Origin of the sequence: Cellulomonas sp. (assembly GCF_015234515.1) — a bacterium.
Lineage (GTDB): Bacteria > Actinomycetota > Actinomycetes > Actinomycetales > Cellulomonadaceae > Cellulomonas.
This window is the reverse complement of the sequence record NZ_JADGMY010000026.1, coordinates 47266-69420: the sequence shown is the minus strand read 5'-3', so window position 1 is coordinate 69420 and position 22155 is coordinate 47266. Positions and strand designations below refer to the sequence as shown.

Here is a 22155-nt window from a genome sequence, read left to right as displayed (position 1 = left end):
TGTGATCGTTCTCCTGCGCCGTGACGGCAGCAGTGTGCAGCGTGGGAGCGTGGCCGCTCCCCGGCAGTTTGTGGATCTAATCCTTTAACTTCCGCATCGTGGTCGTCTGCGCGTTTATCTGCCTCGATCGCAAGGTTTCGACGGTCCCGCGCGCCGTCGACGACGACGTGCCACAGCACCCCCGGGCTACCCTCACGCCGTGGCCGGTACGGGGGACGTCGTGACGATCGACGGTGGGGACCTGGGATGCGCCCGCCTGCTCGTCCTGCTGCGCGACCGGGTCGCGACGATGGCACCGGGTACCGTCGTCCACCTCGTGACGGCCGACCCCGTCGCCCCCATCGACCTGCCGGTGTGGTGCCACATGACCGGGCACGACTACCTGGGTGCCGTCGGCGGGACCGCCCGCCCCACGTACGCGGTGGCGGTCGCCGCACGCCCGGCGCCGACCGACGCGCGCAACCCCTGGCACCGAGCTCCCGGGACCGCCTGACAGGTCGTCGCCAGGGCGCTGCGTGACCGCTCTGTCCTGTGCTTGGCGTCGCGTGGGACAATGGTCTTACCGGCTCGCGCGGCTCCCCGTCCCCATCCCGGGTGGTGGACCGGTCCGCGCGTTCCCCACGACGGCACGCCGTCGTAGGGAGGCGGTCCTCGTCGCGTACGGGGCCGAGCGCGGTGCCGCGCCAAGCAAGAGGTGTGACCCATGCAGCCCGCCATCGGTGAGATCGTCGTCCACCCCCACCACGGCCCCACCCGCGTCGTCGACACGCTCGAGCGGACGTTCCGCGGCGAGACGCACCAGTACCTGCAGCTCGAGGTCGTCGGGAGCGGGATGGTCGTGTCCGTCCCGCTGGACAAGGCCGACGAGATCGGCCTGCGGCCGCTCTACGACGCCGACGGCATCGCGGCGCTCCTCGCCGTCCTCGCGGCCCCGACCGCGCACGTCCACGAGGCGTGGACCCGCCGGTTCAAGGAGAACCAGGAGCGGATGCGCAGCCAGGACCACCTCGTGCAGGCGGAGGTCGTGCGCGACCTCACGCGTCGCAGCGTGGAGCGGGGCCTGTCGACGGGGGAGAAGGACCAGCTCTGGTCGGCGACGCAGCCGCTGCTCACGGAGATGGCGCTCGCCCTGGGGGTCGAGCGCGAGCGTGCCCAGGAGATGATCGACGCCGCCATCCTGGACGACAAGGGCTCGTCACCGGAGCTGCACGTCGTGTCCTGACCTCCGGCACGGCACGGGCGCGAGCGCGGCGGGCCTCCCGCGGACGGTCAGGCCGGCCGGCGGGCCTGCACGATCGCACCGTGCATGCCGTCGGCCACCTGGTGCGTGAACGTCACGGTCGCGTCGACGAAGCCGGCCGCGGCCAGGCCGTCGAGGTACTCGCTGCGCGACAGCGCGCCGGCGATGCACCCGACGTAGGAGCCGCGCTCGGCGCGCTGGTCGGGGGTGAGGTGGTCCTCGGCGACGACGTCGGAGATGCCGAACCGGCCGCCGGGGGCGAGCACGCGGAAGGCCTCGGCGAGCACGGCAGGCTTGTCGGGGGAGAGGTTGACGACGCAGTTCGAGATGACCACGTCGACGCTGGCGTCGGGCAGCGGGAGGTCCTCGATCGTGCCCCGGTGGAACGCGACGTTCGTCGCGCCCGCCTTCTCGGCGTTGGCGCGTGCCAGGTCGAGCATCTCGTCGGTCATGTCGACGCCGTGCGCGAAGCCCGTGGGACCGACGCGGCGGGCGGACAGCAGGACGTCGATGCCGCCGCCGGAGCCGAGGTCGAGCACGCGCTCGCCCTCGCGCAGCTCGGCGACCATCAGGGGGTTGCCGCAGCCGAGGGAGGCGGCCACGGCCTCGACCGGGAGGGTGTCGGTGTCCGCGGCGGCGTAGAGGCCGGCCCCGAACCGCTCGTCGATGTCGGGGGCGTTCGGCCCGCCGCAGCTCGCGGCGGTGTCGCTGCCGCAGCAGCCTGCCGTGCTCGCCTGCGTCGCGGCGAGGGCGTAGCGCTCGCGGACCTGGTCCCGGATGTCGGTCATCTCTGCCTCCGTGCATCGAAGTATGTCGATGCCTGAACCATGGACCTAGCCATCGATGACTGTCAATATCGACAGGCGCCGATGTCTGGGTGACACTGGTCGCATGACCGTCGACCTGGGGCTCACCGCGACCACCGGACGGGCCTGCTGCGCGCCGGTCACCTGCGACCCGCTGGACGCCGAGGCCGCCGAGGACCTGGCGCGTCCGCTCAAGGCGCTCGCCGACCCGACGCGGCTGCGCCTGCTGTCGATCATCGCCTCGCACGACGGGGCCGAGGCGTGCGTGTGCGACCTGACCGAGCCGGTCGGCCTCTCGCAGCCCACCGTCTCCCACCACCTCAAGGTCCTGGCCGACGCCGGCCTGGTCACCCGCGAGAAGCGTGGCGTGTGGGCCTACTACGCGCTGGTCCCCGGCGCCGTCGAGCAGCTCGTCGGGCACCTGGGGGCGCACCTCGGCCAGGCGCCGCAGGCCTGAGCGGGCGTCAGTCGCGCGGGACGAGCCGCAGGGTCACGTCGACGACCTGCGGCCCGACCACCGCGCCGACGTACGTCGGCCCGTAGCGGTCGTACTTGGCGTGGTACGCGGCGTCCACGTCGGCGTGCACGTCCGGCGGTGGCGCCTCGAGGACGACGTCCTCCTCGACGCCACCCGCGCGCACCCGAGCCCTGCCGGAGGCCCGCGCACGGCGGAACCAGCCGTTCTCCGGCCCGTGCGCCGACCGGACGTAGAGGTCGTCGCCGACCCGCACGCCCCAGATCGTCACGTACGGCCGCAGCGTGCCGTCCGGTCGGTACGACGCGAGCTCCAGCTCGTCCGCGCCGCCGATGCGGGCGAGCGCCTCAGGTCCCCAGGTCCCCATGAGTCCTCCGGTCCGACGACGGACCTCGATCGTCGTCGCACACCCGGACGGCCGCCAGTCGGGGCCAGCACTGCGTCGGTCGCCACTGGAACCCTCGACGACGCCCCCGCACTGAACCTCGAGGCCCCGGCTCACCTGACGAGACGATCGCCCGACGATCTCGACCTTCGGCGGCCACCGAGCCGTCGGAAGCCGCCGAAGGACGAGTTCGGCGGGTGGGGGGTGGGTGTGGGGTGGGGGTGGGGTGGGTGGAGTGGGTGGGTGTGGGGTGGGGGAGGTGGAGCGGTCTCGTCGATCAATCGTTTCGGGTCGGGACCTGGGGCCCGCGCCCTGCCTAGCATCCGAGGGGTTCCGTCACCCGAACGAATGGTTGGTGCGCGCATGAGGACGATCCCCACCCTGGTCACCGTCGCGGCGCTCGCCGCGGCCACGCTCGCCCTCGCTCCCGTCGCGGCCGCCGGGGGCGGTCACGGACCCGGCCCGGGCAAGGGGCCCGGGCCCGGTCACGGACCGCGCGGCGGCTGCGAGCGCGTCGAGGCGCTGTTCTGCGAGGACTTCGAGTCCGAGCCCACGGGCGGTGCCGCCAGCCTCGACTGGGGCGTCGACACCCGGCACGGGACGCTCAAGGTCGAGCGGGCCGGGCGCGCGGGCAAGGTGCTGCGCGTGCACACGGAGGACAACGGGTACGCGTTCCTCAAGGTGGTCGACTTCGCGGCGCCGGAGAACACGTTCTACGGGCGGCTGCGCATCAAGGTCGACGACTTCCCGACGGCTCCGGACTGGGCGCACTTCACGCTCGTCGAGGTCACGGGGTCCGGCAGCGACGAGGTCGTGCGCCCGCTCGGTGGTCAGTTCGCCCCGACGGTCGGCCCCGACGCGACGTTCTGGGGCGTCGGCGCCGACGGCGGCCCGACGGGGGACTGGACCAACTGGCGCGAGTCGGCGCCCACCGTCGAGGACCGGTGGCAGTGCGTCGAGTTCGAGTGGTTCGCCCCGGAGAACCGGGTCTCGGTGTGGTTCGACGGTGTCCCGCAGCCGGACCTCACGGTGACCGGGGACGAGCACGGCGGCGCGGACGTGCCGTTCGTCCTGCCGACGGCCGACACCGTGAAGATCGGCTGGCAGCTGTACCAGGGCGGCGCGACGCCCGACCACTTCGACCTCTGGGTCGACGACATCACCCTCGATTCCGAGCGCGTCGGCTGCGGGGGTTAGGACAGACTGTGGCGAACGCGGGCTCCTGCCGCACCCATCGCTGAGAGGTGGCAGGAGTCCGCGTTCGTCCGCCGTCCACACGCGCCGGGGTCGGCGCTACCCGGCGACCAGCTCGACCCGCAGGACGCGGTCGTCCCCGGGCCGCGGGTCGGTGCCGCCCCAGGTCGCGCGGTCGGTGTTGGAGGTGACGATCCACAGGGCGCCGTCCGGTGCGACCTCGACGGTGCGGATGCGGCCGTGCTCGCCCGTGAACCACTCGACCGGGTCGCCCGCGGGTCGCGGGCCGTCGACCGGGAGCTGCCACAGGCGCTGCCCGCCGAGCGCGCCCATCCAGATCGAGCCGCCCGCGTAGGCGATGCCCGACGGTGACGCGTCGTCGGGGTGGAGGGTGAAGACCGGCGGTTCGCCGTGGTCCCCGGTGGTGCCCTCGGACGCCGGCCAGCCGTAGTCCAGACCGGGCTGCAGGACGTTGAGCTCGTCCCAGGTGCGGTGCCCGAGCTCCGAGGCGTACGCGGTGCCGTCCGGGCCGAAGGCGATGCCCTGGACGTTGCGGTGGCCGCTGGAGTACACGGGCGAGCCGGACGGGTTGCCGTCGGGCACCGTGCCGTCCGTCGCGATGCGCAGGACCTTGCCGTTCAGCGAGTCCGCGTCGGCGGCGTTCTCGGGGTCGAAGGCGTCGCCGGTGCCGATCCAGAGGTGCCCGTCGGGCCCGACCACGATGCGCCCGCCGTGGTGCCGGTCGGCGGTCTCGATCCCGTCCAGCAGGACGCGGTCGACGCGCAGGGAGCGCAGGTCGTCAGCGAGGGTGAGCGCGACGACCCGGTTGGTGGGTGAGGACGACACGTACGCGTAGACGGTCCGGTCGTCCGCGAAGGACGGTGAGGCGGCGATGCCCAGCAGCCCGCCCTCCGACCCGACCTCGACGTCGGGGACGACCCCCACCACGTCGGGGGACCCGCCGCCGGGCGGCAGGCGCACGATCTGGCCCGTCGAGCGGCTGGAGACCAGGGCGGCGCCGTCCGGGAGGAACGTCAGGCCCCACGGCATGACGAGGTCGGTGGCGACCTCGGTGACGTCGCCCGGGACGAGTCGGGGGCCGTCCGACGATGCGGGCGTGCCGGGTGCGGAGGGAGCCACCGTGGTGGCGGCGGGCGTCTCGGCGCCAGGCGTGCACGCGGCGAGCAGGAGGGCGAGGGCGCCTGCGGCTGCGGCCGAGCGGTGCGGGCGGGTGCGGTGTCTCGTGCGTCGGGAGGTGGGCATCGTCGCTCCTTCGTCGCGTGCGGATCACTGTGATGAGCACCGCTAACGTATCACCGATACGCCGCAATTGTTAGCACCGGTATTACCGAGAGCGGGTGTGGGCTGTTAGCGTCGCTACGTGAGCGACACCGCCCGGGACCGGATCATCGACGCGGCTCTGCACCTGCTGGACGCGGGCGGGCCGGAGGCGATGTCGACACGTGCGGTGGGTGCGGCGGCCGGCGTCCAGGCCCCGACGATCTACCGGCTGTTCCGCGACAAGGACGGCCTGCTCGACGCGGTCACGGAACGCCGGTTCGAGGAGTACCTCGCCGCGAAGACGCAGCGCGACCACGACGAGGACCCCGTGCAGGACCTGCGCCGCGGCTGGGACCTGCACATCGGGTTCGGGCTCGCGAACCCCGCGGTGTACGTCGCGCTCTACGGCGCCCCCCGCCCGGGCGGCCCCGCGGCCGCCGTGCGGCGTTCCGAGGAGATCCTCGTGGCGATGATGCGCCGGGTCGCCGCCGCCGGACGCCTGCGCGTCGACGAGAGCACCGCCGCCCAGGTGTTCCACGCGGCGGGTCGCGGCACGACGCTGCTGCTCATCGCCACCCCCGAGGCCGAGCGCGACCCGCAGGTGCCGCTGCTCGCGCGGGAGGCGATGATCGCCGCGCTCACCACCGACGCCCCGGCCACGGGTGCACAGGACCCCCTCGGCGTCGCGGCACGCACCATCCGCGCCGCGCTGCCCGAGGCCGACGCGCTCACCCGGGCCGAGCGCGGGCTCCTCGCCGAGTGGCTCGACCGGTTGGCGGCCCCGGGGCGCTGACGCGCGGCGGGCCCCGGCGCAGGGGCCGCGCCGTGCAGCCGGCCCAGAGCCGTGTCGGGCCCGGCACGGCCGCAGTCCACGGGCGGGGACGTCTCAGCCGACCGCGGCCACCACCTGCGGGTCGGCGCACCCGCGCGCGAACCCTGCGATCCGCCGGTCGACGTCCCGCTGCAGCACGACGCGTCCGATGCGCTCGGCGACCGGTGCCAGCCACGCCGGCCGGCACGTGAAGCTGTACCGCCAGACCGCGCGCGTGCCGCCGTCCGGCAGCGCCGTGAACCGCCAGCCCCCGGCCATGACCGCGAAGAACCACGGCCCGGTGACCATCTTCATCCCGACGTTCGTCGGGGGCTTGTACGAGACGTACTCGCTGACCATCCGCAGCCCGGAGCGGTGGCGCGTCAGCGTCCGGACGCCCTTGGCGGGCGCGGTCGCGCCGTCGAGGAACGCCTGGCGACGGATGAAGGGGTCCCAGCGCAGGCGGACCGCGCCGGTGGTCTGCGACACCGCGAAGGCGACGTCCGGGGCGACCGGGACGTCGACGCTGGACTCGACGATCATCCGCCGACCCTAGGGGGCGTGCGGGTCCGGCGCCCGCTCGTCAGCCGGATGCCACCAGCTCGACCTCGAAACCGTCGCCGTCCTCGAGGTAGGCCGCGTAGTGGTCGGGCCCGCCCGCGTGCGGGTGCCGGTCGGGGAACAGCAGGGTCCAGCCCTGCTGCTGCGCGGCGGCGGTCAGCGCGTCGACGTCCTGCCGGGTCCCGGCGTGGAACGCGACGTGGTTGAGCCCGGGCCGGCGACGCTCGTGGGGTGCGGCGACGACGTCCGGGCCCGACTCGAGGACCACGTAGGTGTCGCCGAGGCGCCAGCTCGCTCCCGTGGCCCACGCGTCGGTCCGCGTGTGCCCGAGCTGCTCGAGGAGCCAGCCGAGCGTCGCGGCGGCACGGTCGAGGTCCGGCACCCAGAGCTCGAGGTGGTGCAGGCGCCCGCGCGTGGGCACCCGCGTCAGCCCGCCAGCGCCGTCCACCGCAGGTGCACGTCCAGCGGCAGCCCGTCCTCGGTGCCGGCGTCGTCGACGAGCTCACCGGGCACGGCCCGGCGCATCACCTCGGGCACGGGCCGGGCCACGGGCGCGCCGTAGTCGTCGGTCCAGTCGATCTCGTCGTCGTCGGTCGGGTCGAACGCGATGCCGTGGTCGGCCCAGAAGCCGGCGGCGTACCGCTCCTCGATGCTCCGCAGCAGCTCCCACGTGGGGCGCTCGTAGTCGGCGGTCTCCTCGGCCGTCGCGTAGCGCGAGTAGTAGCAGGCGCCGAGGATCCAGTAGGCAGCCAGGGCCGTGGCGCGGTCCGTCGTCGGGTCGTCGAGCACGAACCGGATCGTCGCGTCGCCGCCGTCGTAGTTCGTCCGCCGGACGAAGGTGTGCCGCTGCTGCGGGGTCGCCGCGCGCAGGAAGTCCCGCAGGAACTGCTCGGCCTCATCCGGTTCCGGGGTCTCGGTGCTCACGTCGCGAGCGTAACCCGCAGGCTCCGCGCGACGGTTCAGGGCAACGGCGACAGGCTCCTGCCGTGCGGGTCGGCGTACGCGCGCGGCGTGCCGTCCAGGCTGACGACGAAGCCGCGGTCGACGCGGTCCGAGACGAGGTCGGCCGTGGTCGGCAGGACCCGGGCGCCCTCGTTGCCGAGCCAGTGCCCGGGCAACGTCCCGACCAGTTCCACGAAGGACTCACGGGCCTGCGGGGTCAGGTACGCGAGGACCGCGCTGTGCAGCACGACGAGCGTCGCGTCGCGCGGCGCCTGCGACGCGAGTGCCGGCAGCACGTCGAGCAGGTCACCGGCGACGACGCGCGGCGGGTCGAGGCGCGCGACCGCGAGGGCGGCGCGCAGCCGGGCGCGGCGGTCGTCGTGCTCGGGCCAGACCAGCGTCTCCAGCCACGCGCACGCGTCGTCGTCGGTGACGTCGACGGGGGACAGGTCGACGCCCGCGCGCCACACGACCTCCGGCAGCCGCTCCGGTGCCGCGATCCCCGGACCGAGGGTGCAGGGCAGCACGACGGGCGACGGTCCGTCCGCGGGGTCGAGCGCGCGCGAGCCGCCGTCGGCGTCGTCGTAGCGGTACGAGTACCGGTCGGGCAGCAGGCACAGGCCCGCGGAGGCCCCGACCTCGAGCAGCGCCAGCGGCTGGGGGAGCTCCGCGAGGAACGGCAGGAGCGTCGCGCAGCGGCCCGCCTCGTTGGTCTGCGTCGCGCGGGCGCGAATGGTGGCCGCGACCTCGTTCCACCGCGTGAGCAGCGTGCGGCGCAGGTCGTCGTAGCCGCCCGACGCCCCGTGCCACCGCGCCGCGGCGAACACGAGGTTCGGCTGCCGCTTGCCGGGCGGCAACGTGTCCAGCAGGGCCGTGACCTGCCGGTCCGCGCTGACGCCGGCGGCCCACTCCTCGTACGTGGGTGAGGTCCCGCGTGCCTCCCGCTCCGCGAAGGCGCCGTAGGCGCGGGCCACGGGGGACGTGCCGAGGTGCGTCGCAGGGTCCACGGGCCTCAGCGTGCCAGGTTCGCCACGGCCGCTCGTCGACCTCGGTGCGCTGGCGGCCACGACCCGGCTGCACGGCCGTTCGCCGTCCATGACCCGACGCTGGGCCGCGCACCGGCGCCTCCAGCCAGGGCCGTGACCAGACCCTGAGACGTCGTGCTCACGAGACCGGCCTGAGGTGGCGCACCGCCCTCGGTGAGCTGCCTCAGGCTGGTCTCGCGGGAGCCGCGTCCCACCCTGCGGACCTGGTCAGCAGGTCGCGGAGGCGAGCCCGTGCGTCGGCGTCCAGCCCGATGACGTCCAGGACCCGCTGGACGTCGCCCGCGACGTCCTCGACGACGGGGACGGACTCCGCGAGGAACTGCTCGACCTCCGCGTCGCCCCACGCCGACTGACGGTCCTCCGGGCGGTGGTGCCCGCCGGCCATCGCCCGCACGGACTCGGCCCAGTCCGCCGCGACGTGCTCGGGAGCGACCCCCGCGTGGGCGAGCAGCAGCGCGACGACCAGGCCCGTGCGGTCGCGGCCGGCGCTGCAGTGCACCAGCACGCCCGGCTCGGCGCGGCCGATCCCGTCCAGCGTGCGCCGCAGCAGCGCGGGCAGCAGGCGGGCGTTGTGCCGCCAGTACAGCGGGGAGTCGAGGATCGGTCCGCAGACCTCCCGGAACTCGGCGTGGTCCGGGTCCTCCGTGGGGGCGTGCACGATCGTCACCCCGACCCAGGCGGTGCCGGCGACCTCCGGGTCGCCCGGCCACGGGGCGTGCTCGTCCGCGTTGCGCAGGTCGACGACCGTCCGCACACCCCACGCGCGCGCGTCGGCGCGACCCGTCGCGGTCAGCCACTCGCGTCGGGGGCCGCGGGCGACGCGGCCGGGCACCGTCACCCCGGTCGGCGACAGCGGGGTCGGCAGCCCACCGAGGTCGCGCACGTTGCGGTACCCGTCCCAGGTCAGCGCTCTCACCCGCGGCAGGCTAGCGGGGCTCCGGCGTCGCCGTCCGCGGGGCGCGGCAGCGCCCGGGACCGGCGACGTCCGCGTGCAGCGGCGCCGGCACGGCCTTCCGGTCCACGGGCGGTGCGCCTACCGTCGAGGGCGTGCACCAGCAGGTCGGGGACGTGCGCGTCCACCACGTCGAGCACGGTGACGGGCTGCCGTTCGTCGTGCTGCACGGTGTCGGCGTGGACCACCGCGAGGTCGCGGGCGCGCTCGAGCCGGCGTTCACCGACGGGCCCGGGATCAGCGGGGTGCGGCGGGTGTACCCGGACCTGCCGGGCATGGGCCGCACCGGCGCGCCGCCACGGCTGCGGAGCAACGACGACGTCGTCGACGTGCTGCTGGGGTTCGTCGACCAGGTCGTCGGGGGTGGGCCGTTCGTCGTCGGCGGGCACTCGCTCGGCGGGTACCTGGCCCGGGCCGTCGCCGCCCGGCGGCGCGAGCAGGTCGCGGGGCTGGTGCTGGTCTGCCCGGCGGCCCCGTCGGCCGGTGACGTCCCGCCGCACGCGGCCGTGCGCACGGCCCCGGGCGTCGCGGATGTCCTGGATCCCGCCGACGTGGCCGGGTTTGAGGAGTACCTCGTCGTCCGCACGTCGCAGACGGCCCGCCGCTACCGGGACCGCGTGCTGCCCGGGACGCGGCTGGCGGACGAGCCTGCCCTCCGGCGCATCCTGGCGGGGTGGGAGCTGCGCGACGCACCCGGCCCCGACGATCCGCATCCGTACCCCGCGCTCGTCGTGGCCGGTCGTCAGGACGCGTCGGTCGGCTGGTCGGACGCGGCCGCGCTGCTCGCGGTGTACCCGCACGCGACGCTCACGGTGCTCGAGGGCGCCGGGCACGCTCTGCTGCACGAGCACCCGGACGTCGTGGCGGCGCTGCTGCGGCACTGGTTCGCGGGTCTGACCGCATCCTGAGACCGACGTCGCTCGAGACCGGGCTGAGTCGTCGTCCGGGCGGTGATGCGAGGACTCAGGCCGGTCTCGCCGCCGGCGCGTCCCACCTCTCGGGACGTGTGGTCGTCGGGCCGTGAGCGGCCGGCTACCGGGATCCTGGGGCCCGGGCGGCCACCGTCGGTTGCAGCCCTGACGGCGCGACGGGCACCGGCGTGGTCGTCGGTGCCGGCGGCAGCGGCGACGGCCACGGGTCCGGGTCGTTGCACGAGGTCATCGTGTCGAGCGGGTCCGCCCGGCAGTCGTCCTGCGCCTCGCCGCCGTCCAGGGCGTCGTTGCCCTCGACCCCGTCGACGCCGTCGAGCGTGTCCGGCGAGTCGCCGCCGCTCAGCCGGTCGGCTCCCGGCCCGCCCGTGAGGACGTCCGGCCACCGGCTGCCCGTCAGGACGTCGTCGCCGAGCCCGCCGCGGACCTCCTCGACGTCGTTCGACCACGCCGCCCACGGCGCGGGGATGCCCACCGCGTCGCCCTCGCCGACCGCGCCGTCACCGCCGACGCCGTCGAGCGAGACCGTGACCGGGCCGCGCCGCACGCCGTAGTCGGCGACGTCGTGCCCCGGCCCGCCGACGAGCTGGTGGGCGCCGTCGGGCTCCGCACCGGTCACGAGGACGTCGGCCCCCTGGCCGCCCTCCGCGCGGCCGCTGCCGACGCCGTTGTCCAGGGTGTCGTCACCCCAGCCGCCCTGCAGCAGGTCGTGCCCGTCGCCGCCGAGCAGGGTGTCGTCCCCGTCGCCGCCGATGAGGACGTCGTCGCCGGCGAGGCCCGACACGTGGTCGTCCCCGGCACCCGCGCAGATGACGTCCGCGCGCCGTGTGCCGACCAGGCGGTCCGGGCCGTCGGTCCCGCGGATCGTGCACCGGTGCCCCGGCGCGGTGTCGTAGCGGACGTAGTCCCAGGTGGAGGTCCCGCGGAACGTCTCGAGCCCGAGGCCGAGCGTCCCGCCGCCGACCTGCGTCAGCGTCCGGTCGACGACGGCGCGGCCGTCGACGAGGAGCCGCACGTGCTGCCCGGCCACCTCCAGGCGGTACGTGTGCCAGCGCTGCGTGTCGAGCGGCACCGGCTCGCCCTCGCCGTACGGGTACAGCAGGCAGACCTCCGTGGTGGAGAACCCGATCTGCAGCAGGTCCATCGTGTCGCCCACCCACAGCAGCGTCGGTGGGGTCCCGGACGGGTCGAGGCACGAGCCGGTCGCGTCGGCGCCGATGCGCATGCGGAAGTCGACGGTGAAGCCCGTCAGGCGGTTGGCCGACCCGGTCCACTCGGACGGGGTCGCCTCCTCCCGCAGCATCACCAGCGTCTCCTTGCCGATCGTGAGCGCACCGCGCCGCACGGTCACCGCGGCGCCGCCCTCGCCCCAGCCGATCACCTGCCACGGCTCGACCACCGCGTCGTCGAATTCCTCGCGCTGCACGTCTCCCGCCCAGGCGGGCGCCGGCAGCAGCAGGACGGCGGCCAGGGCCGTGACGACCGTCAGGACGGACCGGGTTCGCAGCATGGTGGGCTCCCTCGTGCGTGTACGTCACACGGTAGGGCCGCCGGTGGCGCGGGGCGAGGGTCGCCCGAAGAGGCAGACCTCGACGCGCCGGCGACGTTGCGCGGCCGGCGCCGGTCCGCCGTGCGGGAGGAGCCGACCGCCCCTACTTTGAGGCGATGACTCGCGCCGCATCCGTCGTGGATCGCCTCATCGCCACGTACCAGAGGACCATCTCGCCCCGGAAGGGCTGGAGCTGCGCCCACCGGGTCGCGCACGGCGACGCGTCGTGCTCCGCCGCGGTGCGCGGACTCGTCCGGCAGCGGGGGGTGGTGCGGTCCGTCGTCCCGACGGTCGCGCGGTTCGTCGCGTGCTACCGGGCGGCGCTGCTGCTCGCGCAGACGGACGTGAGCGGCGTCTGCTGCTGCGGGGGCATCCCGATCCCGTTCCGGTTCCCCGGGCGCCGCTGACGCGGCCGCCTCGCGTCAGTCGGCCGGCCCCTCCCAGGGGTAGCCGTGGTCGACGAACGCCCGGCGGATCTGCGCCTTGTCGCGTTCGACGTCACCCTCGAACAGCGTCCGCCCGGACTCCGTCTCGATCCGGAGCTTCGAGCCGCGCGGGTGCACCGCGGCGACCTTGGCGCGCTCGACGACCCTCTCGACCTCGCCGCGTCGGCGGACCTGGACGCGGTCCGGGCCGACGTCGAGGACGGGGGAGTCGAAGACGACCCACGCGGCGAGGGCCAGGCCGGCGACGAGCCCGAGCACCGGCCGGCCCCAGGTCAGCCACGTCTGGTCGAACGACCCGAGCAGCCGGAGCGGGCCCTGGAACGGCACCCAGGGCAGCTCGGCCGCCCACCGCGCGAGCAGCGGCAGGAGCGCCCCGAGGGCCGCGCCGCCGACCGCGAACATGCCTGTCACCCACAGGCGGCCGGAGCGGTCGAACCCGCCGACGGTGCGGACGGGCAGGATGTCGTCACCGGTCGTCATGGCCCGAGGATAGGAGGCGACCACCCCGGGGCGGGAGGTCGCACACCAGGGGGTGTCAGCGGCGGCGGGCCGCCAGGGTCGCCACGATCGGCGCGAGCAGCGCGACGCCGGCCGCGACGAACGCGACCGTCGCCACCGTGTCGTCGAACAGCGGCCCGTTGGTGCGGCCGAGCCCGATCCACATCAGGCCCCACCCCATCGCGAGCCCGATCGGGATCACGAGGGTCGGGCGACGGCGACCGTACGCGCCGTAGGCGACGGCCAGCAGGGCGGCAGCCGAGACCAGGACGACGGACCACCCGGTCGCGCCGAGGCCGAGCTCGCCGACCTCGGCGTCGGCGAGGAACGCCGCGGTGTTCGCGAGGGTCGCGACGCTGACCCACCCGGTGTACAGACCGACCGTCACGTCGGTGATGACGGACGTCGCCGTGCCCGTGTGCGGCAGCCGCAGGAGCTTGACGTACATGGTCGCCAGCACGGCGAGCAGCACGACGATGACGACGACGCTGCCCAGGACGGTCCCGAGCTGCACGGCCCCGATCCACAGGGCGTTGAGCAGCATCGAGGCGAGCACCCACCACGAGATCGCCCGCAGTCGCGGGTCGGCGCCGTTGCGGGGCAGGGCCTGGACGATCGCGAACACCGCCAGGCCGGTGTAGATCACCGACCAGATGGTGAACGCCGGGCTGTCGGGCGCGATCGGCGTGGCGGTGGCGGACAGCGCGCCGCCCGCGGCCTCGGCGATCGGCTGCCCACCGAAGGCCCCGGACCCGACGGTGGCGCCGACGATGGCCACGACCGCGCCGATCAGCACCGTGACCTGGCGGACCCGGTCCTGGGACGTCACGCGGCCCCTGACTGCCGTGCTGGTGATGGTCTCCATGGGTACAGAGTGGCAACACTCAGCAGGCTGAGCATCTTGAAACGGGCGTCTGCGTGCGCTCCCGCTCCTGGGAAGGTCAGGCGGGCCCGGAGCCGACGCGCGCCGCTCGCACGCGCTCCAGCCAGTCGACGACGAGCGCGGCCGCCGGGGCGGGGCGCTCGAGGTGCACGTTGTGGCCCGCGGCGTCGAGCACCGCGAACGTCGCGCGCGGGTAGTGGGCGAGCCGCGGCAGCGCGTCCTCCCACCCGACGACGTGGTCCTGCCGGCCGGTGACGAACAGCGCGGGGGCGGTGAACGGCTCGGGCGAGGCGTCCTCCGGCTCGACGTCGAGGGTGTAGCGCTGCGCGATGCGCTCGAGCGCGGCCTGGTCGACCGAGCGCAGCCCCGGGTGCACGTGCGCGAGGAACGCCCGGACGCCGTCGACGTGCTGCTCGACCGCCATCTCGACGTAGTCGTCGGCCGCGTCCCCGGCCGTCCGCACCGCCTCCGGGTCCTCCCGCAGCACCGTCCGCGGCGGCAGGGTGCGGCGCTCGTCCTCGGCGACGAACACCCCGGCCAGGGTCGCGAGACCCAGCACCCGCGCGCGCGCGTCGTGCGCGACCTGCCGTGCGACCATCCCGCCGAAGGAGTTGCCCAGGATCGCGAACGGCTCGTCACCGAGCCGCCTCTCGATCTCCCGCTCCACGGCGTCGACGACGTCGCGCGTGCCCGCCACCTCCCCGACGGGCGTCCCGGCCGTGCCGGGCAGGTCGACGTAGATCCGCCGCCAGCCGCCCACCGCGTCGAGCACGGGGTCGAGCGACAGCAGGATCCGGTGGTCGACGCCGAAGCCGTGGACCATGACGAGCGGCGTCCCGGCGCCGCGCTCCACCGTGTGCATGGCGCCCAGGGTAGGGATGGGCAGCGCCCACGACGGAACCGTCGCGCGTCGTGCGGCCGTCACCCCGAGCGATCGGGTCAGAACGGCGCCGTGGCTGGTCCGGCGGTCGTCGGTGGTGCGTGCGGGTCGGACGGGGCGTCGCCCGTGCCGCGCACGTCGACGAGGAACCGGCCCAGCGCCAGCACGGTCAGGCCCGCGAGGACCACGCCCAGCAGCCCGACGCGCAGGCTCGTGGCGTCCGCGACGAGCCCCACGACGGTCGGGGACACGAGGAACCCGACGCGCAGCAGCCAGCTGACGACCGTGAGACCCACGCCGTGCGGCAGGCCGGGCAGCTCGTCGGCCGCGTGCATGACGGCCGGGACGAGCGTGGCGACCCCGAGACCGGCCGCCGCGAACCCGACGAGCGTCGTGGCGACCGAGGGCACCGCCAGCGCGAGGCCCATGCCCGCGGCGATGCCGGCGCCCCCGACGAGCGCGACGCCACGCTGACCGAACCGGTCGACGGCGCGGTCGCCCGTGAGGCGGCCGACGGTCATCGCGACGGACAGCGCGACGAACGCGAGACCCGCCGTCGCGGCGTCCGTGCCGACCTCGCCGCGCAGGAAGAGCGCACCCCACGAGGATCCGGCGTCCTCGACGAAGGCCCCGCACGCCGCCAGGCCGCCGAGCGCGGCGAGCGGCAGGAGCGCGCGACCCGACGCGCGGCGGGGGGTCGTGGGCGCGTCAGCGGTCGGCTCGGTCGGTGCGTCCCGCTCGGCGTCCTCCGGGCCCGGCAGCATGAACCGGTACGCGACGACGGCCACGGCGGCGAACACGCTGCCCGAGACGGCCAGGTGCAGTGGCAGCGGCACGCCGAGGCCCGCGGCCGCGGTGCCGAGCAGGCCGCCGACGACCGCACCGACGCTCCACAGCCCGTGGAAGGCGTTGACGATCGAGCGCCCGTACGACCGCTGGACGCGGAACCCGTGGGCGTTCTGCGCGACGTCGATGACGGAGTCGAGCGCGCCGGCCACCAGCATCAGCCCGGCGAGCACCACCCAGGCCGGGGCCAACGGCAGGCACGCCACGGTCGCGGCCAGCAGCACGAGGCCGAACGAGGCGACGCGGCCCGACCCGAGGCGCTGGATGAGCGCCGGGGCGAGCAGGCCGGCGGCGAGCGCACCGAGCGGCATCGCGGCGATCGCCGTGCCGAGCTCGGCGTTGGTCAGGTCGAGGCGGTCCTTCACCTCCGGCAGGCGCGGCACGAGGTTGGCGTACAGCACCGCGTTGACGAAGAAGACCGCGGACACGGCGCCGCGCGCGCGGCGGGCCGCGTGCGGGACGGCGGAGGGCGCGGGCATGGTGCTCCGGACGGGGTGGGACGGACGTGCCGACGGGGCACGGCTCGACCCTCAGCGTCGCTCACCGGGTACCCCGTCGCAGGTCAGCCGGCAGCCGTGCGCGGCGTGGCTGTGGACGGACGCGGGTCCGGCCGAGAGGGCGCGTGCGGTCCCCCGACGTGCAGTTCCCCGACCTGGATTCGGCCCGACCTCGAGTCAGGACCGCGGTCGGAACGGTGCGAGCGTCGCGCGCAGGTCGTCGGCGGCACCCCAGAGGTCGTCGAACTGCGCGATCACCGCCAGGTGCTGGCGCAGCTGCACGATCGGCATGCGCTCGCGCCAGCCGTCGTCGAGGCCGGTGAGCTCGGCGTAGACGTCGAAGAACCGGGAGGCCTCGGGCGGCGGCGCGGTCGTCCAGACGTGGGCCAGGTCGATGTCGGCCCACGTGTACGACACGGCCGGGTCGATGAGTGCGGGCGCGCCGTCGGCCGCCGCCAGGACGTTCCCCGCCCACAGGTCGCCGTGCACCAGGCAGGCCGGTCGCGTCGGCAGCAGCTCGGGGAGCCGTGCGCACAGCCGTTCCAGGGCGGTGCGGTCGCCCGCGTCGAGGGTGGCGTGCACACGCGGCTCGTCCAGCCACCGCAGCAGGCGGTGCTGCGCGAAGAACTCGAAGCCGTCGTCGCACCACGTGTTGACCTGCCGGCGACGCCCGAGCCAGTTGTCGCGGTGCCACCCGAACCGGTCGTGGGTCGTCGTGGTGTGCAGGCGCGCGAGCGCGTGCGCGAGCCGCTCCCAGAACGCCTCGTCGGACGGGCGCGGCTGCAGCGTCTCGAGCACGAGGAGGTCCGCGCTGACGAGCAGCACGTCGGGCGTCGTCGCCCCGCCGAGCGTCCGCAGCGCCGTCAGCCCCTCGGCCTCCGCGGCGAACGCGTCGTCCGACGGCGGCTCGACGAACCCCTTGACGAACACCGAGGACCCGTCCGCCCGGCGCGCGAGGCCCGCGACCGCGGCCTGCCCGCCGGAGGCCTGCGCGACCTCGACGACGTCGGTCATGCCCGCCCCGTGCAGCCGCTCGAGCAGCAGCAGGGCCGGGTCGGTCGTGGTGCTCACGGGTGCCTCAGAGCTCCCGCGGCATCGTGCCGGCGCCCGCCGGCGAGGACGTCGTGCAGCACCTCCTGCTCACCGTTCCGCTCCCTCGGCGTCATCACCGGGGGATCGTCGCACGACTCCCCTCCCCGGCGGGTTGACCACCCGGTTCATCCGAACCGTGAGACGCGCACTCCGCGAGACCGGGCTGAGTCGTCGGGCGGGCACGGATGAGCCACCCCAGGCCGGTCTCGCGGACGGCCGTTCCCACCAGGTGGACGAAGCGTGCCGGCGGCGCGTGCCGGCAGTCGTCCGCCGTGGCGGGTGCGCCGTGAGCTCCTCGTCCGCCGCGTTCCGCAGGCGGGATCCGCGCGCGACCTGCAGGATCGACCACGACACCGCCCCTGACTGAGGTGAGGTACCCGTGGAGCACTGGACGATCGCGACCATCGCCGAGCAGAGCCCGGACTTCCGGCGCGTGCTGTGGACCGGCAAGCACACGCAGCTCGTCATCATGACGATCCCGCCGGGCGGGGAGATCGGCGAGGAGGTTCACGAGGACATCGACCAGATCCTCACGTTCGTGTCCGGCACGGGCAAGGCGATCGTCTCGGGCCAGGAGCGCAAGGTCGCGCAGGGTGACCTCGTCGTCGTCCCGGCGGGCCGGACGCACAACTTCGTCAACACGGGCGAGAACCCGCTGATCCTCTACACGGTCTACGGCCCGCCGGAGCACGCCGACGGCGCCGTCCACGCCACCAAGGAGGAGGCCGACGCCGCCGAGGAGTCGGGCAAGGACGAGCCGCCCACGGAGTGAGCGGCGCACCGACCGGCGCAGCGTGAGGCCCTGCGGCGGCGCGGCGGGGGACGACCCGCGCGCCGTCGCAGGCCCGGTCAGCCGCGGGCCGCCCTGACGTCAGCCCTGGAACCTGCCCACCCGCGGCGGTGCGCCCGTGAGCGAGGTGATGATGTCCGTCGCGATGTCCGCCACCTTGCGGTTGCGGCCCTGGCTCGCCCGGCGCAGCAGCGCGAAAGCCTCGTCGGCCGTGCAGCGCTGCTGCGCCATGAGCACGCCGATCGCCTGGTCGATGACGCTGCGTGACTCCATCGCCGAGCGCAGCTGGTCCATCAGGGTGTTCTGCTCGGCATGGCGCAGCGCGAGCGCCACCACCGCGTCGGCCCGTGACGCGAACTCCTCGAGCGTCGCACGCAGGTCGCCCGTGAACAGGTTCGGCGAGGTCCCGTACACGTTGAGCGCGCCCACGACGGTGCCGCCCGCGGACAGCGGCAGCGACAGGCTGGACCGCAGACCGTGCGTGACGGCGTGGCCGGGGTACTCACCCCAGCGGCTCTCCTGCGTGTAGTCGGCGACGACCACGACGTCGCCCGTGTGGAGCGAGTCCAGGCACGGCCCGGCCTGCGCCTCGTACTGCAGCTCGTCGACGGCGGCGGACAAGGGGTCGCTCGCGGCGACGCTGATCGGGCGGCGGCCCAGCTGCACGGTGACGCCGCACGCGGCCACGTCGGGGCTGAGCCCGGCGGCCGCGTCCGCGACGCGCTGCAGCTGCTCCTCGACCGAGTCGGCGCGCAGCACCAGGTCCAGGAGGACGGCCGTGGTGTCTCCCACGGCCTGCGGCTCACGTGCGTCGCCCGTGTCGAGGTCGAGGGACATGGCGCTCACTCTCGGCGACGTGGCCGACCGGCGCACCGGCGGCCGCGTCACGGGATGACGTTCTTCCGCGGACGGCGACGCGTCTGCCGCTCGAGGGGTCCTCGGTGCTCCACGATAACCCGGACGTACCAGGCGTACACCGGCAACTCGGGCGGACGTCCGGATCGCGCTCGACCGTGGCGAGGCCGGTGCGGTCAGCGTCCGACGGGCATCCGCTCCCAGCCGTCCGGCAGGGGGACCGCGGCCCAGCGGGCGTCCGGCAGCCAGGCGTCCCAGTCGGCGGCGAAGGGCCAACCTGCGTCCCGCGCACGCTCCAGCAGCCGCTCGCCGACCGTCCGGACGTGGGCGGCGTGCCTCTCGCTGACGTAGGCGCGGTCCACCATCCACGCGAGCTCGTCCTCGTCCTTGAACCCCACGGTCCACGGGCCGTCCGACGGGTCGCCGACGCCGACGACGTCGAGGGCCCAGTCCTGCGAGTCGAAGCCGATCGCCGACCGGCGCCACGGCGACTCGAGGTTGCCGTACCAGACGTCCGTCCACCGCTCGCCGTCGTGCCACCGCCACACGGACCACCGGTCGCCGCGTCGGTGCACACGCACCACGGTGTGCCCCTGCCAGGTGCGCTCCAGGTACGTGCCGTCCCACGCGGCGGGCAGGACCGTCCGGCTGTTCGGCCCGCCGCCCTCGCCGGCGCGGGTCCGTACGCCGGAGCCGGGACGCGTCGAGACGACCACGATGCCGTCGCTGTCGAGCACCACCGTCCCCGCCACGGCGAAGCCCACGGCGACGCCGTGCGGGTGCCCGAAGTCCCGCACGCTGCGCAGGACGACCGGCGAGCCGCGCTCGAACGCGGGCGGTTCGGCCGTCGGGGGCAGCGGCACCTCGTCGTCGTGGAGCATCGGCCCACGCTAGCGGCGGCCCTGTAGCGTCGACGCATGATCCTGGCCGAGGACGTGCTGCTGCTGCTGACGGACGACACCACCGGCAGGTCGCTGGTGGACGGGAGCATGCGCGACATCGCCGTCGCGGGCGGCGTGGTCGCCGAGCTCGCCACCGCCGGTCGGCTCGAGGTCGCCGTGTCGACGGGCGTGCTCACGCGGACGACGCTGCAGGTCGTCGACCCGGCACCGCTGGGTGACGAGGTGCTCGACGAGGCGCTCGTCCGCGCCGCGGGACCCGGCAGCGGGTCGCCCACGGCCGTCCTCGACCGCATCCGCAAGGGCCTGCGGGAGCGCCTCTACGCGCGGCTCGTCGAGCGGGGCGTGCTGCGTCACGAGCAGGGCAGGGTCCTGGGCATCTTCCCGACGACGGCCTGGCCCGCGGTCGACTCCGCGCACGAGTCCGAGGTGCGCCGCGGGCTGCACGAGGTGCTGGTCGTCGGGCGTGAGCCGACCCCGCACGAGGCGTCGCTGGTCGCGCTGCTCTCGGCGGTCGACGCGGTCCCGAAGGTCCTGCCCGGGACCGGCGTCCCGAACCGCGAGCTCAAGGCGCGCGCGAAGCAGGTGGCGGCGGGCGACGTCGGCGGCGAGGCCGCGCGCAAGGCGGTGGCGGCCGCGCAGGCCGCCGTGATGGCCGGGATCAGCGCCACCACCGTCGCCGCGACCATGTCGGGCTGACGCCGTCGGCCCTCGTGGCAGGGCTCCTACGGTGCCGGACGGCTGAGCCGGGGCGCCCTCAGCTCACCACTGCGAGCGCGCGTAGTCCTTGAGGAAGCAGCCGTACAGGTCCTCGCCCGCCTCGCCGCGCACGATCGGGTCGTACACGCGCGCGGCCCCGTCGACCAGGTCGAGGGGGGCGTGGAAGCCCTCCTCCGCGAGCCGGACCTTCGTGAAGTGGGGGCGCTCGTCCGTGATCCAGCCGGTGTCGACGGCGGTCATGAGGATGCCGTCGTCGAGCATCTCCGCGGCGCTGGTGCGCGTCAGCATGTTCAGCGCGGCCTTGCTCATGTTGGTGTGCGGGTGGCCCGGGCCCTTGTAGCCGCGGGAGAACACGCCCTCCATCGCCGAGACGTTGACGATGTACGTGCGCCGCGCCGGCGACGCGGCCAGCGCGGGGCGCAGGCGGCTGATGAGGATGAACGGCGCCGTCTGGTTGCAGAGCTGGACCTCGAGCAGCTCCATGGGGTCGACCTGCTCGACGGTCGCGACCCAGCTGTTGGACTCCGCGACGTCGGGGATCAGCCCGCCGGCGTCGATCGACGTGCCCGCGACGAGCCGTTCCAGGCTCGCAGCCTCGGCCGTCAGGGACTGCGCGACGAGCTCCTCGGCGGCGACCCGCGCCGCGCGCTCGATGGCCAGCGCCGGGCTGGTCAGCTCGCTGACGGACCCGGCCAGCGCGCGCGGGTGCGCGTCGCTGGTGTGCCCGAACGTGGTGATCATCCGGGCGGCCTCGGCCGGCAGCGGCGCCGACTCGGCGTCGGCGATCCGGGAGTACGCGCCGGGGGACCGGCGCACCGTCTGCGCGGCGTTGTTGATGAGCACGTCCAGCGGGCCCCCCGCGGCCACGTGGTCGGCCAGCGACACCACCTGGGCCGGGTCGCGCAGGTCGATCCCGACGACGTGCAGGCGGTCCAGCCAGTCGGCGGAGTCCTCCATCGCGCTGAACCGCCGGACGGCGTCGCGCGGGAACCGCGTCGTGATCGTCAGGTCGGCACCGTCGCGCAGCAGCCGCAGCGCGATGTACATGCCGATCTTGGCGCGGCCGCCCGTGAGCAGCGCGCGGCGGCCGGTGAGGTCCGTGCGCGCGTCGCGCTTGGCGTGGTGCAGGGCCGCGCACGGGGGGCAGAGCTGGTGGTAGAAGGCGTCGACGACCGTGTAGTCCTGCTTGCAGACGTAGCAGGGGCGCGCGCGCAGCAGGGTCCCGGCGATCGCGCCCGTGGCCGACGACGTCAGCGCGATGCCCTGCGTCTCGTCGTCGATCCGCCCGGGGCTGCCCGTCGCGGTGGCGGCGATGACGGCCGCGTCGGCGTCCGCGAGCATGCGGCGCTTCTCGGTCCGCCGGTGCTTCTTCGCGGCCTTGAACAGCGCGGACGACGCCCGGCGCGCGGCCGAGTGCTGCGGGTGCTCCTGCGGCAGGACGGCGACCTGGTCCATGACACGCAGGAACGTCGCGAAGTCGGCGGGCGACACGCCCGGCTGCTCGGCTGCCGTGGCGTCGGGGGTCTGGTCGGTGGGGGGTACCGGGGTGGTCGTGTGCGCGCTCATGCGCCGTCCGTC

26 protein-coding genes are annotated in these 22155 nt (G+C 74.9%); 9 read left to right on the top strand and 17 right to left on the bottom strand.

Annotated features, from left to right (window positions below; all coding sequences use genetic code 11):
- The first annotated feature begins 199 nt into the window (after positions 1 to 199).
- Positions 200 to 493 carry a sulfurtransferase TusA family protein gene (locus tag IR158_RS13300; RefSeq protein WP_291813784.1) on the top strand — a complete coding sequence of 98 codons (294 nt, stop codon included), beginning with the start codon at positions 200 to 202 and terminating at the stop codon, positions 491 to 493.
- 210 nt (positions 494 to 703) lie between these two features.
- Positions 704 to 1222 (top strand): CarD family transcriptional regulator, encoded by a 519-nt coding sequence (locus tag IR158_RS13295; RefSeq protein WP_291813783.1) that lies wholly within the window; start codon positions 704 to 706, stop codon positions 1220 to 1222.
- A gap of 47 nt (positions 1223 to 1269) precedes the next feature.
- Here the strand turns inward: IR158_RS13295 and arsM are convergent, their stop codons facing one another.
- Positions 1270 to 2028 (bottom strand): arsenite methyltransferase, encoded by a 759-nt coding sequence (gene arsM / locus IR158_RS13290; RefSeq protein ID WP_291813781.1) that lies wholly within the window; start codon positions 2026 to 2028, stop codon positions 1270 to 1272.
- A 103-nt stretch (positions 2029 to 2131) separates the two neighbouring features.
- Here arsM and IR158_RS13285 point away from each other — a divergent pair, with 103 nt between their 5' ends.
- Positions 2132 to 2503: a metalloregulator ArsR/SmtB family transcription factor gene (locus IR158_RS13285; RefSeq protein WP_291813780.1), complete on the top strand. Its 372-nt coding sequence runs from the start codon at positions 2132 to 2134 to the stop codon at positions 2501 to 2503.
- Positions 2504 to 2510: 7 nt separating this feature from the next.
- On the opposite strand, the gene IR158_RS13280 is transcribed toward IR158_RS13285, so the two are convergent.
- Complete coding sequence (locus tag IR158_RS13280) at positions 2511 to 2888, bottom strand: DUF2255 family protein (protein WP_291813777.1); 378 nt, start codon at positions 2886 to 2888, stop codon at positions 2511 to 2513.
- Between the two features lie 381 nt (positions 2889 to 3269).
- Here IR158_RS13280 and IR158_RS13275 point away from each other — a divergent pair, with 381 nt between their 5' ends.
- A complete protein-coding gene (locus IR158_RS13275) occupies positions 3270 to 4103 on the top strand; it encodes a hypothetical protein (protein WP_291813775.1) in 834 nt (277 codons plus the stop codon).
- Between the two features lie 96 nt (positions 4104 to 4199).
- Here IR158_RS13275 and IR158_RS13270 read toward each other — a convergent pair whose 3' ends face one another.
- Positions 4200 to 5363, bottom strand: a complete 1164-nt coding sequence (locus IR158_RS13270; RefSeq protein WP_291813773.1) for a PQQ-dependent sugar dehydrogenase — start codon at positions 5361 to 5363, stop codon at positions 4200 to 4202.
- A gap of 118 nt (positions 5364 to 5481) precedes the next feature.
- Between IR158_RS13270 and IR158_RS13265 the strand changes: the two genes are divergently transcribed.
- Positions 5482 to 6174: a TetR/AcrR family transcriptional regulator gene (locus tag IR158_RS13265; protein WP_291813771.1), complete on the top strand. Its 693-nt coding sequence runs from the start codon at positions 5482 to 5484 to the stop codon at positions 6172 to 6174.
- A 93-nt stretch (positions 6175 to 6267) separates the two neighbouring features.
- Here IR158_RS13265 and IR158_RS13260 read toward each other — a convergent pair whose 3' ends face one another.
- The 5 genes from IR158_RS13260 to IR158_RS13240 all read right to left on the bottom strand — a co-directional run bounded on the left by IR158_RS13260 (position 6268) and on the right by IR158_RS13240 (position 9657).
- Positions 6268 to 6735 (bottom strand): SRPBCC family protein, encoded by a 468-nt coding sequence (locus IR158_RS13260; protein WP_291813770.1) that lies wholly within the window; start codon positions 6733 to 6735, stop codon positions 6268 to 6270.
- Positions 6736 to 6775: 40 nt separating this feature from the next.
- The gene (locus IR158_RS13255) at positions 6776 to 7174 is read right to left on the bottom strand and encodes a VOC family protein (protein WP_291813768.1); all 399 of its coding nucleotides are present in this window, start codon (positions 7172 to 7174) and stop codon (positions 6776 to 6778) included.
- Between the two features lie 5 nt (positions 7175 to 7179).
- Positions 7180 to 7677, bottom strand: coding sequence for a DUF4274 domain-containing protein (locus IR158_RS13250; RefSeq protein ID WP_291813766.1), 498 nt, complete (start codon positions 7675 to 7677; stop codon positions 7180 to 7182).
- 35 nt (positions 7678 to 7712) lie between these two features.
- The gene (locus tag IR158_RS13245; protein WP_291813765.1) at positions 7713 to 8702 is read right to left on the bottom strand and encodes a DUF2332 domain-containing protein; all 990 of its coding nucleotides are present in this window, start codon (positions 8700 to 8702) and stop codon (positions 7713 to 7715) included.
- Positions 8703 to 8904: 202 nt separating this feature from the next.
- Positions 8905 to 9657: a tyrosine-protein phosphatase gene (locus tag IR158_RS13240; protein ID WP_291813763.1), complete on the bottom strand. Its 753-nt coding sequence runs from the start codon at positions 9655 to 9657 to the stop codon at positions 8905 to 8907.
- Between the two features lie 131 nt (positions 9658 to 9788).
- Between IR158_RS13240 and IR158_RS13235 the strand changes: the two genes are divergently transcribed.
- Positions 9789 to 10601: an alpha/beta hydrolase gene (locus tag IR158_RS13235; RefSeq protein WP_291813762.1), complete on the top strand. Its 813-nt coding sequence runs from the start codon at positions 9789 to 9791 to the stop codon at positions 10599 to 10601.
- Between the two features lie 124 nt (positions 10602 to 10725).
- On the opposite strand, the gene IR158_RS13230 is transcribed toward IR158_RS13235, so the two are convergent.
- The gene (locus tag IR158_RS13230; RefSeq protein ID WP_291813760.1) at positions 10726 to 12132 is read right to left on the bottom strand and encodes a calcium-binding protein; all 1407 of its coding nucleotides are present in this window, start codon (positions 12130 to 12132) and stop codon (positions 10726 to 10728) included.
- A gap of 155 nt (positions 12133 to 12287) precedes the next feature.
- Here IR158_RS13230 and yidD point away from each other — a divergent pair, with 155 nt between their 5' ends.
- The gene (gene yidD / locus IR158_RS13225; RefSeq protein ID WP_291813759.1) at positions 12288 to 12578 is read left to right on the top strand and encodes a membrane protein insertion efficiency factor YidD; all 291 of its coding nucleotides are present in this window, start codon (positions 12288 to 12290) and stop codon (positions 12576 to 12578) included.
- 15 nt (positions 12579 to 12593) lie between these two features.
- Here yidD and IR158_RS13220 read toward each other — a convergent pair whose 3' ends face one another.
- The 5 genes from IR158_RS13220 to IR158_RS13200 all read right to left on the bottom strand — a co-directional run bounded on the left by IR158_RS13220 (position 12594) and on the right by IR158_RS13200 (position 17292).
- Positions 12594 to 13097 (bottom strand): hypothetical protein, encoded by a 504-nt coding sequence (locus IR158_RS13220; protein ID WP_291813757.1) that lies wholly within the window; start codon positions 13095 to 13097, stop codon positions 12594 to 12596.
- Positions 13098 to 13152: 55 nt separating this feature from the next.
- The gene (locus IR158_RS13215) at positions 13153 to 13980 is read right to left on the bottom strand and encodes a tryptophan-rich sensory protein (protein ID WP_291813755.1); all 828 of its coding nucleotides are present in this window, start codon (positions 13978 to 13980) and stop codon (positions 13153 to 13155) included.
- Positions 13981 to 14056: 76 nt separating this feature from the next.
- Positions 14057 to 14860: an alpha/beta hydrolase gene (locus tag IR158_RS13210; RefSeq protein ID WP_291813753.1), complete on the bottom strand. Its 804-nt coding sequence runs from the start codon at positions 14858 to 14860 to the stop codon at positions 14057 to 14059.
- A 77-nt stretch (positions 14861 to 14937) separates the two neighbouring features.
- On the bottom strand, positions 14938 to 16203 hold the full coding sequence (locus IR158_RS13205; protein ID WP_291813751.1) for an MFS transporter: 1266 nt from the start codon (positions 16201 to 16203) through the stop codon (positions 14938 to 14940).
- Positions 16204 to 16398: 195 nt separating this feature from the next.
- Entirely contained in the window at positions 16399 to 17292 is an 894-nt protein-coding gene (locus tag IR158_RS13200; RefSeq protein ID WP_291813750.1) for a fructosamine kinase family protein, read from the bottom strand.
- Positions 17293 to 17692: 400 nt separating this feature from the next.
- Here IR158_RS13200 and IR158_RS13195 point away from each other — a divergent pair, with 400 nt between their 5' ends.
- A complete protein-coding gene (locus tag IR158_RS13195) occupies positions 17693 to 18085 on the top strand; it encodes a cupin domain-containing protein (protein WP_291813749.1) in 393 nt (130 codons plus the stop codon).
- 99 nt (positions 18086 to 18184) lie between these two features.
- Here the strand turns inward: IR158_RS13195 and IR158_RS13190 are convergent, their stop codons facing one another.
- A complete protein-coding gene (locus IR158_RS13190; RefSeq protein WP_291813748.1) occupies positions 18185 to 18940 on the bottom strand; it encodes a GAF and ANTAR domain-containing protein in 756 nt (251 codons plus the stop codon).
- A gap of 194 nt (positions 18941 to 19134) precedes the next feature.
- On the bottom strand, positions 19135 to 19839 hold the full coding sequence (locus IR158_RS13185) for a DUF402 domain-containing protein (protein ID WP_291813746.1): 705 nt from the start codon (positions 19837 to 19839) through the stop codon (positions 19135 to 19137).
- A 36-nt stretch (positions 19840 to 19875) separates the two neighbouring features.
- Here IR158_RS13185 and IR158_RS13180 point away from each other — a divergent pair, with 36 nt between their 5' ends.
- Complete coding sequence (locus tag IR158_RS13180; protein ID WP_291813744.1) at positions 19876 to 20556, top strand: GPP34 family phosphoprotein; 681 nt, start codon at positions 19876 to 19878, stop codon at positions 20554 to 20556.
- Between the two features lie 63 nt (positions 20557 to 20619).
- Here IR158_RS13180 and IR158_RS13175 read toward each other — a convergent pair whose 3' ends face one another.
- Positions 20620 to 22143, bottom strand: coding sequence for an SDR family NAD(P)-dependent oxidoreductase (locus IR158_RS13175; protein ID WP_291813742.1), 1524 nt, complete (start codon positions 22141 to 22143; stop codon positions 20620 to 20622).
- Positions 22144 to 22155: the final 12 nt, after the last annotated feature.

Excerpts from the sequence above, each read along its gene's own strand:
- IR158_RS13280 (WP_291813777.1), bottom strand. The coding sequence starts at position 2,888 with ATGGGGACCTGGGGACCTGAGGCGCTCGCCCGCATCGGCGGCGCGGAC.
- IR158_RS13295 (WP_291813783.1), top strand. The coding sequence starts at position 704 with ATGCAGCCCGCCATCGGTGAGATCGTCGTCCACCCCCACCACGGCCCC.
- IR158_RS13185 (WP_291813746.1), bottom strand. The coding sequence starts at position 19,839 with ATGCTCCACGACGACGAGGTGCCGCTGCCCCCGACGGCCGAACCGCCC.
- IR158_RS13215 (WP_291813755.1), bottom strand. The coding sequence starts at position 13,980 with ATGGAGACCATCACCAGCACGGCAGTCAGGGGCCGCGTGACGTCCCAG.
- IR158_RS13205 (WP_291813751.1), bottom strand. The coding sequence starts at position 16,203 with ATGCCCGCGCCCTCCGCCGTCCCGCACGCGGCCCGCCGCGCGCGCGGC.
- arsM (WP_291813781.1), bottom strand. The coding sequence starts at position 2,028 with ATGACCGACATCCGGGACCAGGTCCGCGAGCGCTACGCCCTCGCCGCG.
- IR158_RS13175 (WP_291813742.1), bottom strand. The coding sequence starts at position 22,143 with ATGAGCGCGCACACGACCACCCCGGTACCCCCCACCGACCAGACCCCC.
- IR158_RS13230 (WP_291813760.1), bottom strand. The coding sequence starts at position 12,132 with ATGCTGCGAACCCGGTCCGTCCTGACGGTCGTCACGGCCCTGGCCGCC.
- IR158_RS13190 (WP_291813748.1), bottom strand. The coding sequence starts at position 18,940 with ATGTCCCTCGACCTCGACACGGGCGACGCACGTGAGCCGCAGGCCGTG.
- IR158_RS13210 (WP_291813753.1), bottom strand. The coding sequence starts at position 14,860 with ATGCACACGGTGGAGCGCGGCGCCGGGACGCCGCTCGTCATGGTCCAC.
- IR158_RS13270 (WP_291813773.1), bottom strand. The coding sequence starts at position 5,363 with ATGCCCACCTCCCGACGCACGAGACACCGCACCCGCCCGCACCGCTCG.
- IR158_RS13285 (WP_291813780.1), top strand. The coding sequence starts at position 2,132 with ATGACCGTCGACCTGGGGCTCACCGCGACCACCGGACGGGCCTGCTGC.
- yidD (WP_291813759.1), top strand. The coding sequence starts at position 12,288 with ATGACTCGCGCCGCATCCGTCGTGGATCGCCTCATCGCCACGTACCAG.
- IR158_RS13275 (WP_291813775.1), top strand. The coding sequence starts at position 3,270 with ATGAGGACGATCCCCACCCTGGTCACCGTCGCGGCGCTCGCCGCGGCC.
- IR158_RS13220 (WP_291813757.1), bottom strand. The coding sequence starts at position 13,097 with ATGACGACCGGTGACGACATCCTGCCCGTCCGCACCGTCGGCGGGTTC.
- IR158_RS13180 (WP_291813744.1), top strand. The coding sequence starts at position 19,876 with ATGATCCTGGCCGAGGACGTGCTGCTGCTGCTGACGGACGACACCACC.
- IR158_RS13260 (WP_291813770.1), bottom strand. The coding sequence starts at position 6,735 with ATGATCGTCGAGTCCAGCGTCGACGTCCCGGTCGCCCCGGACGTCGCC.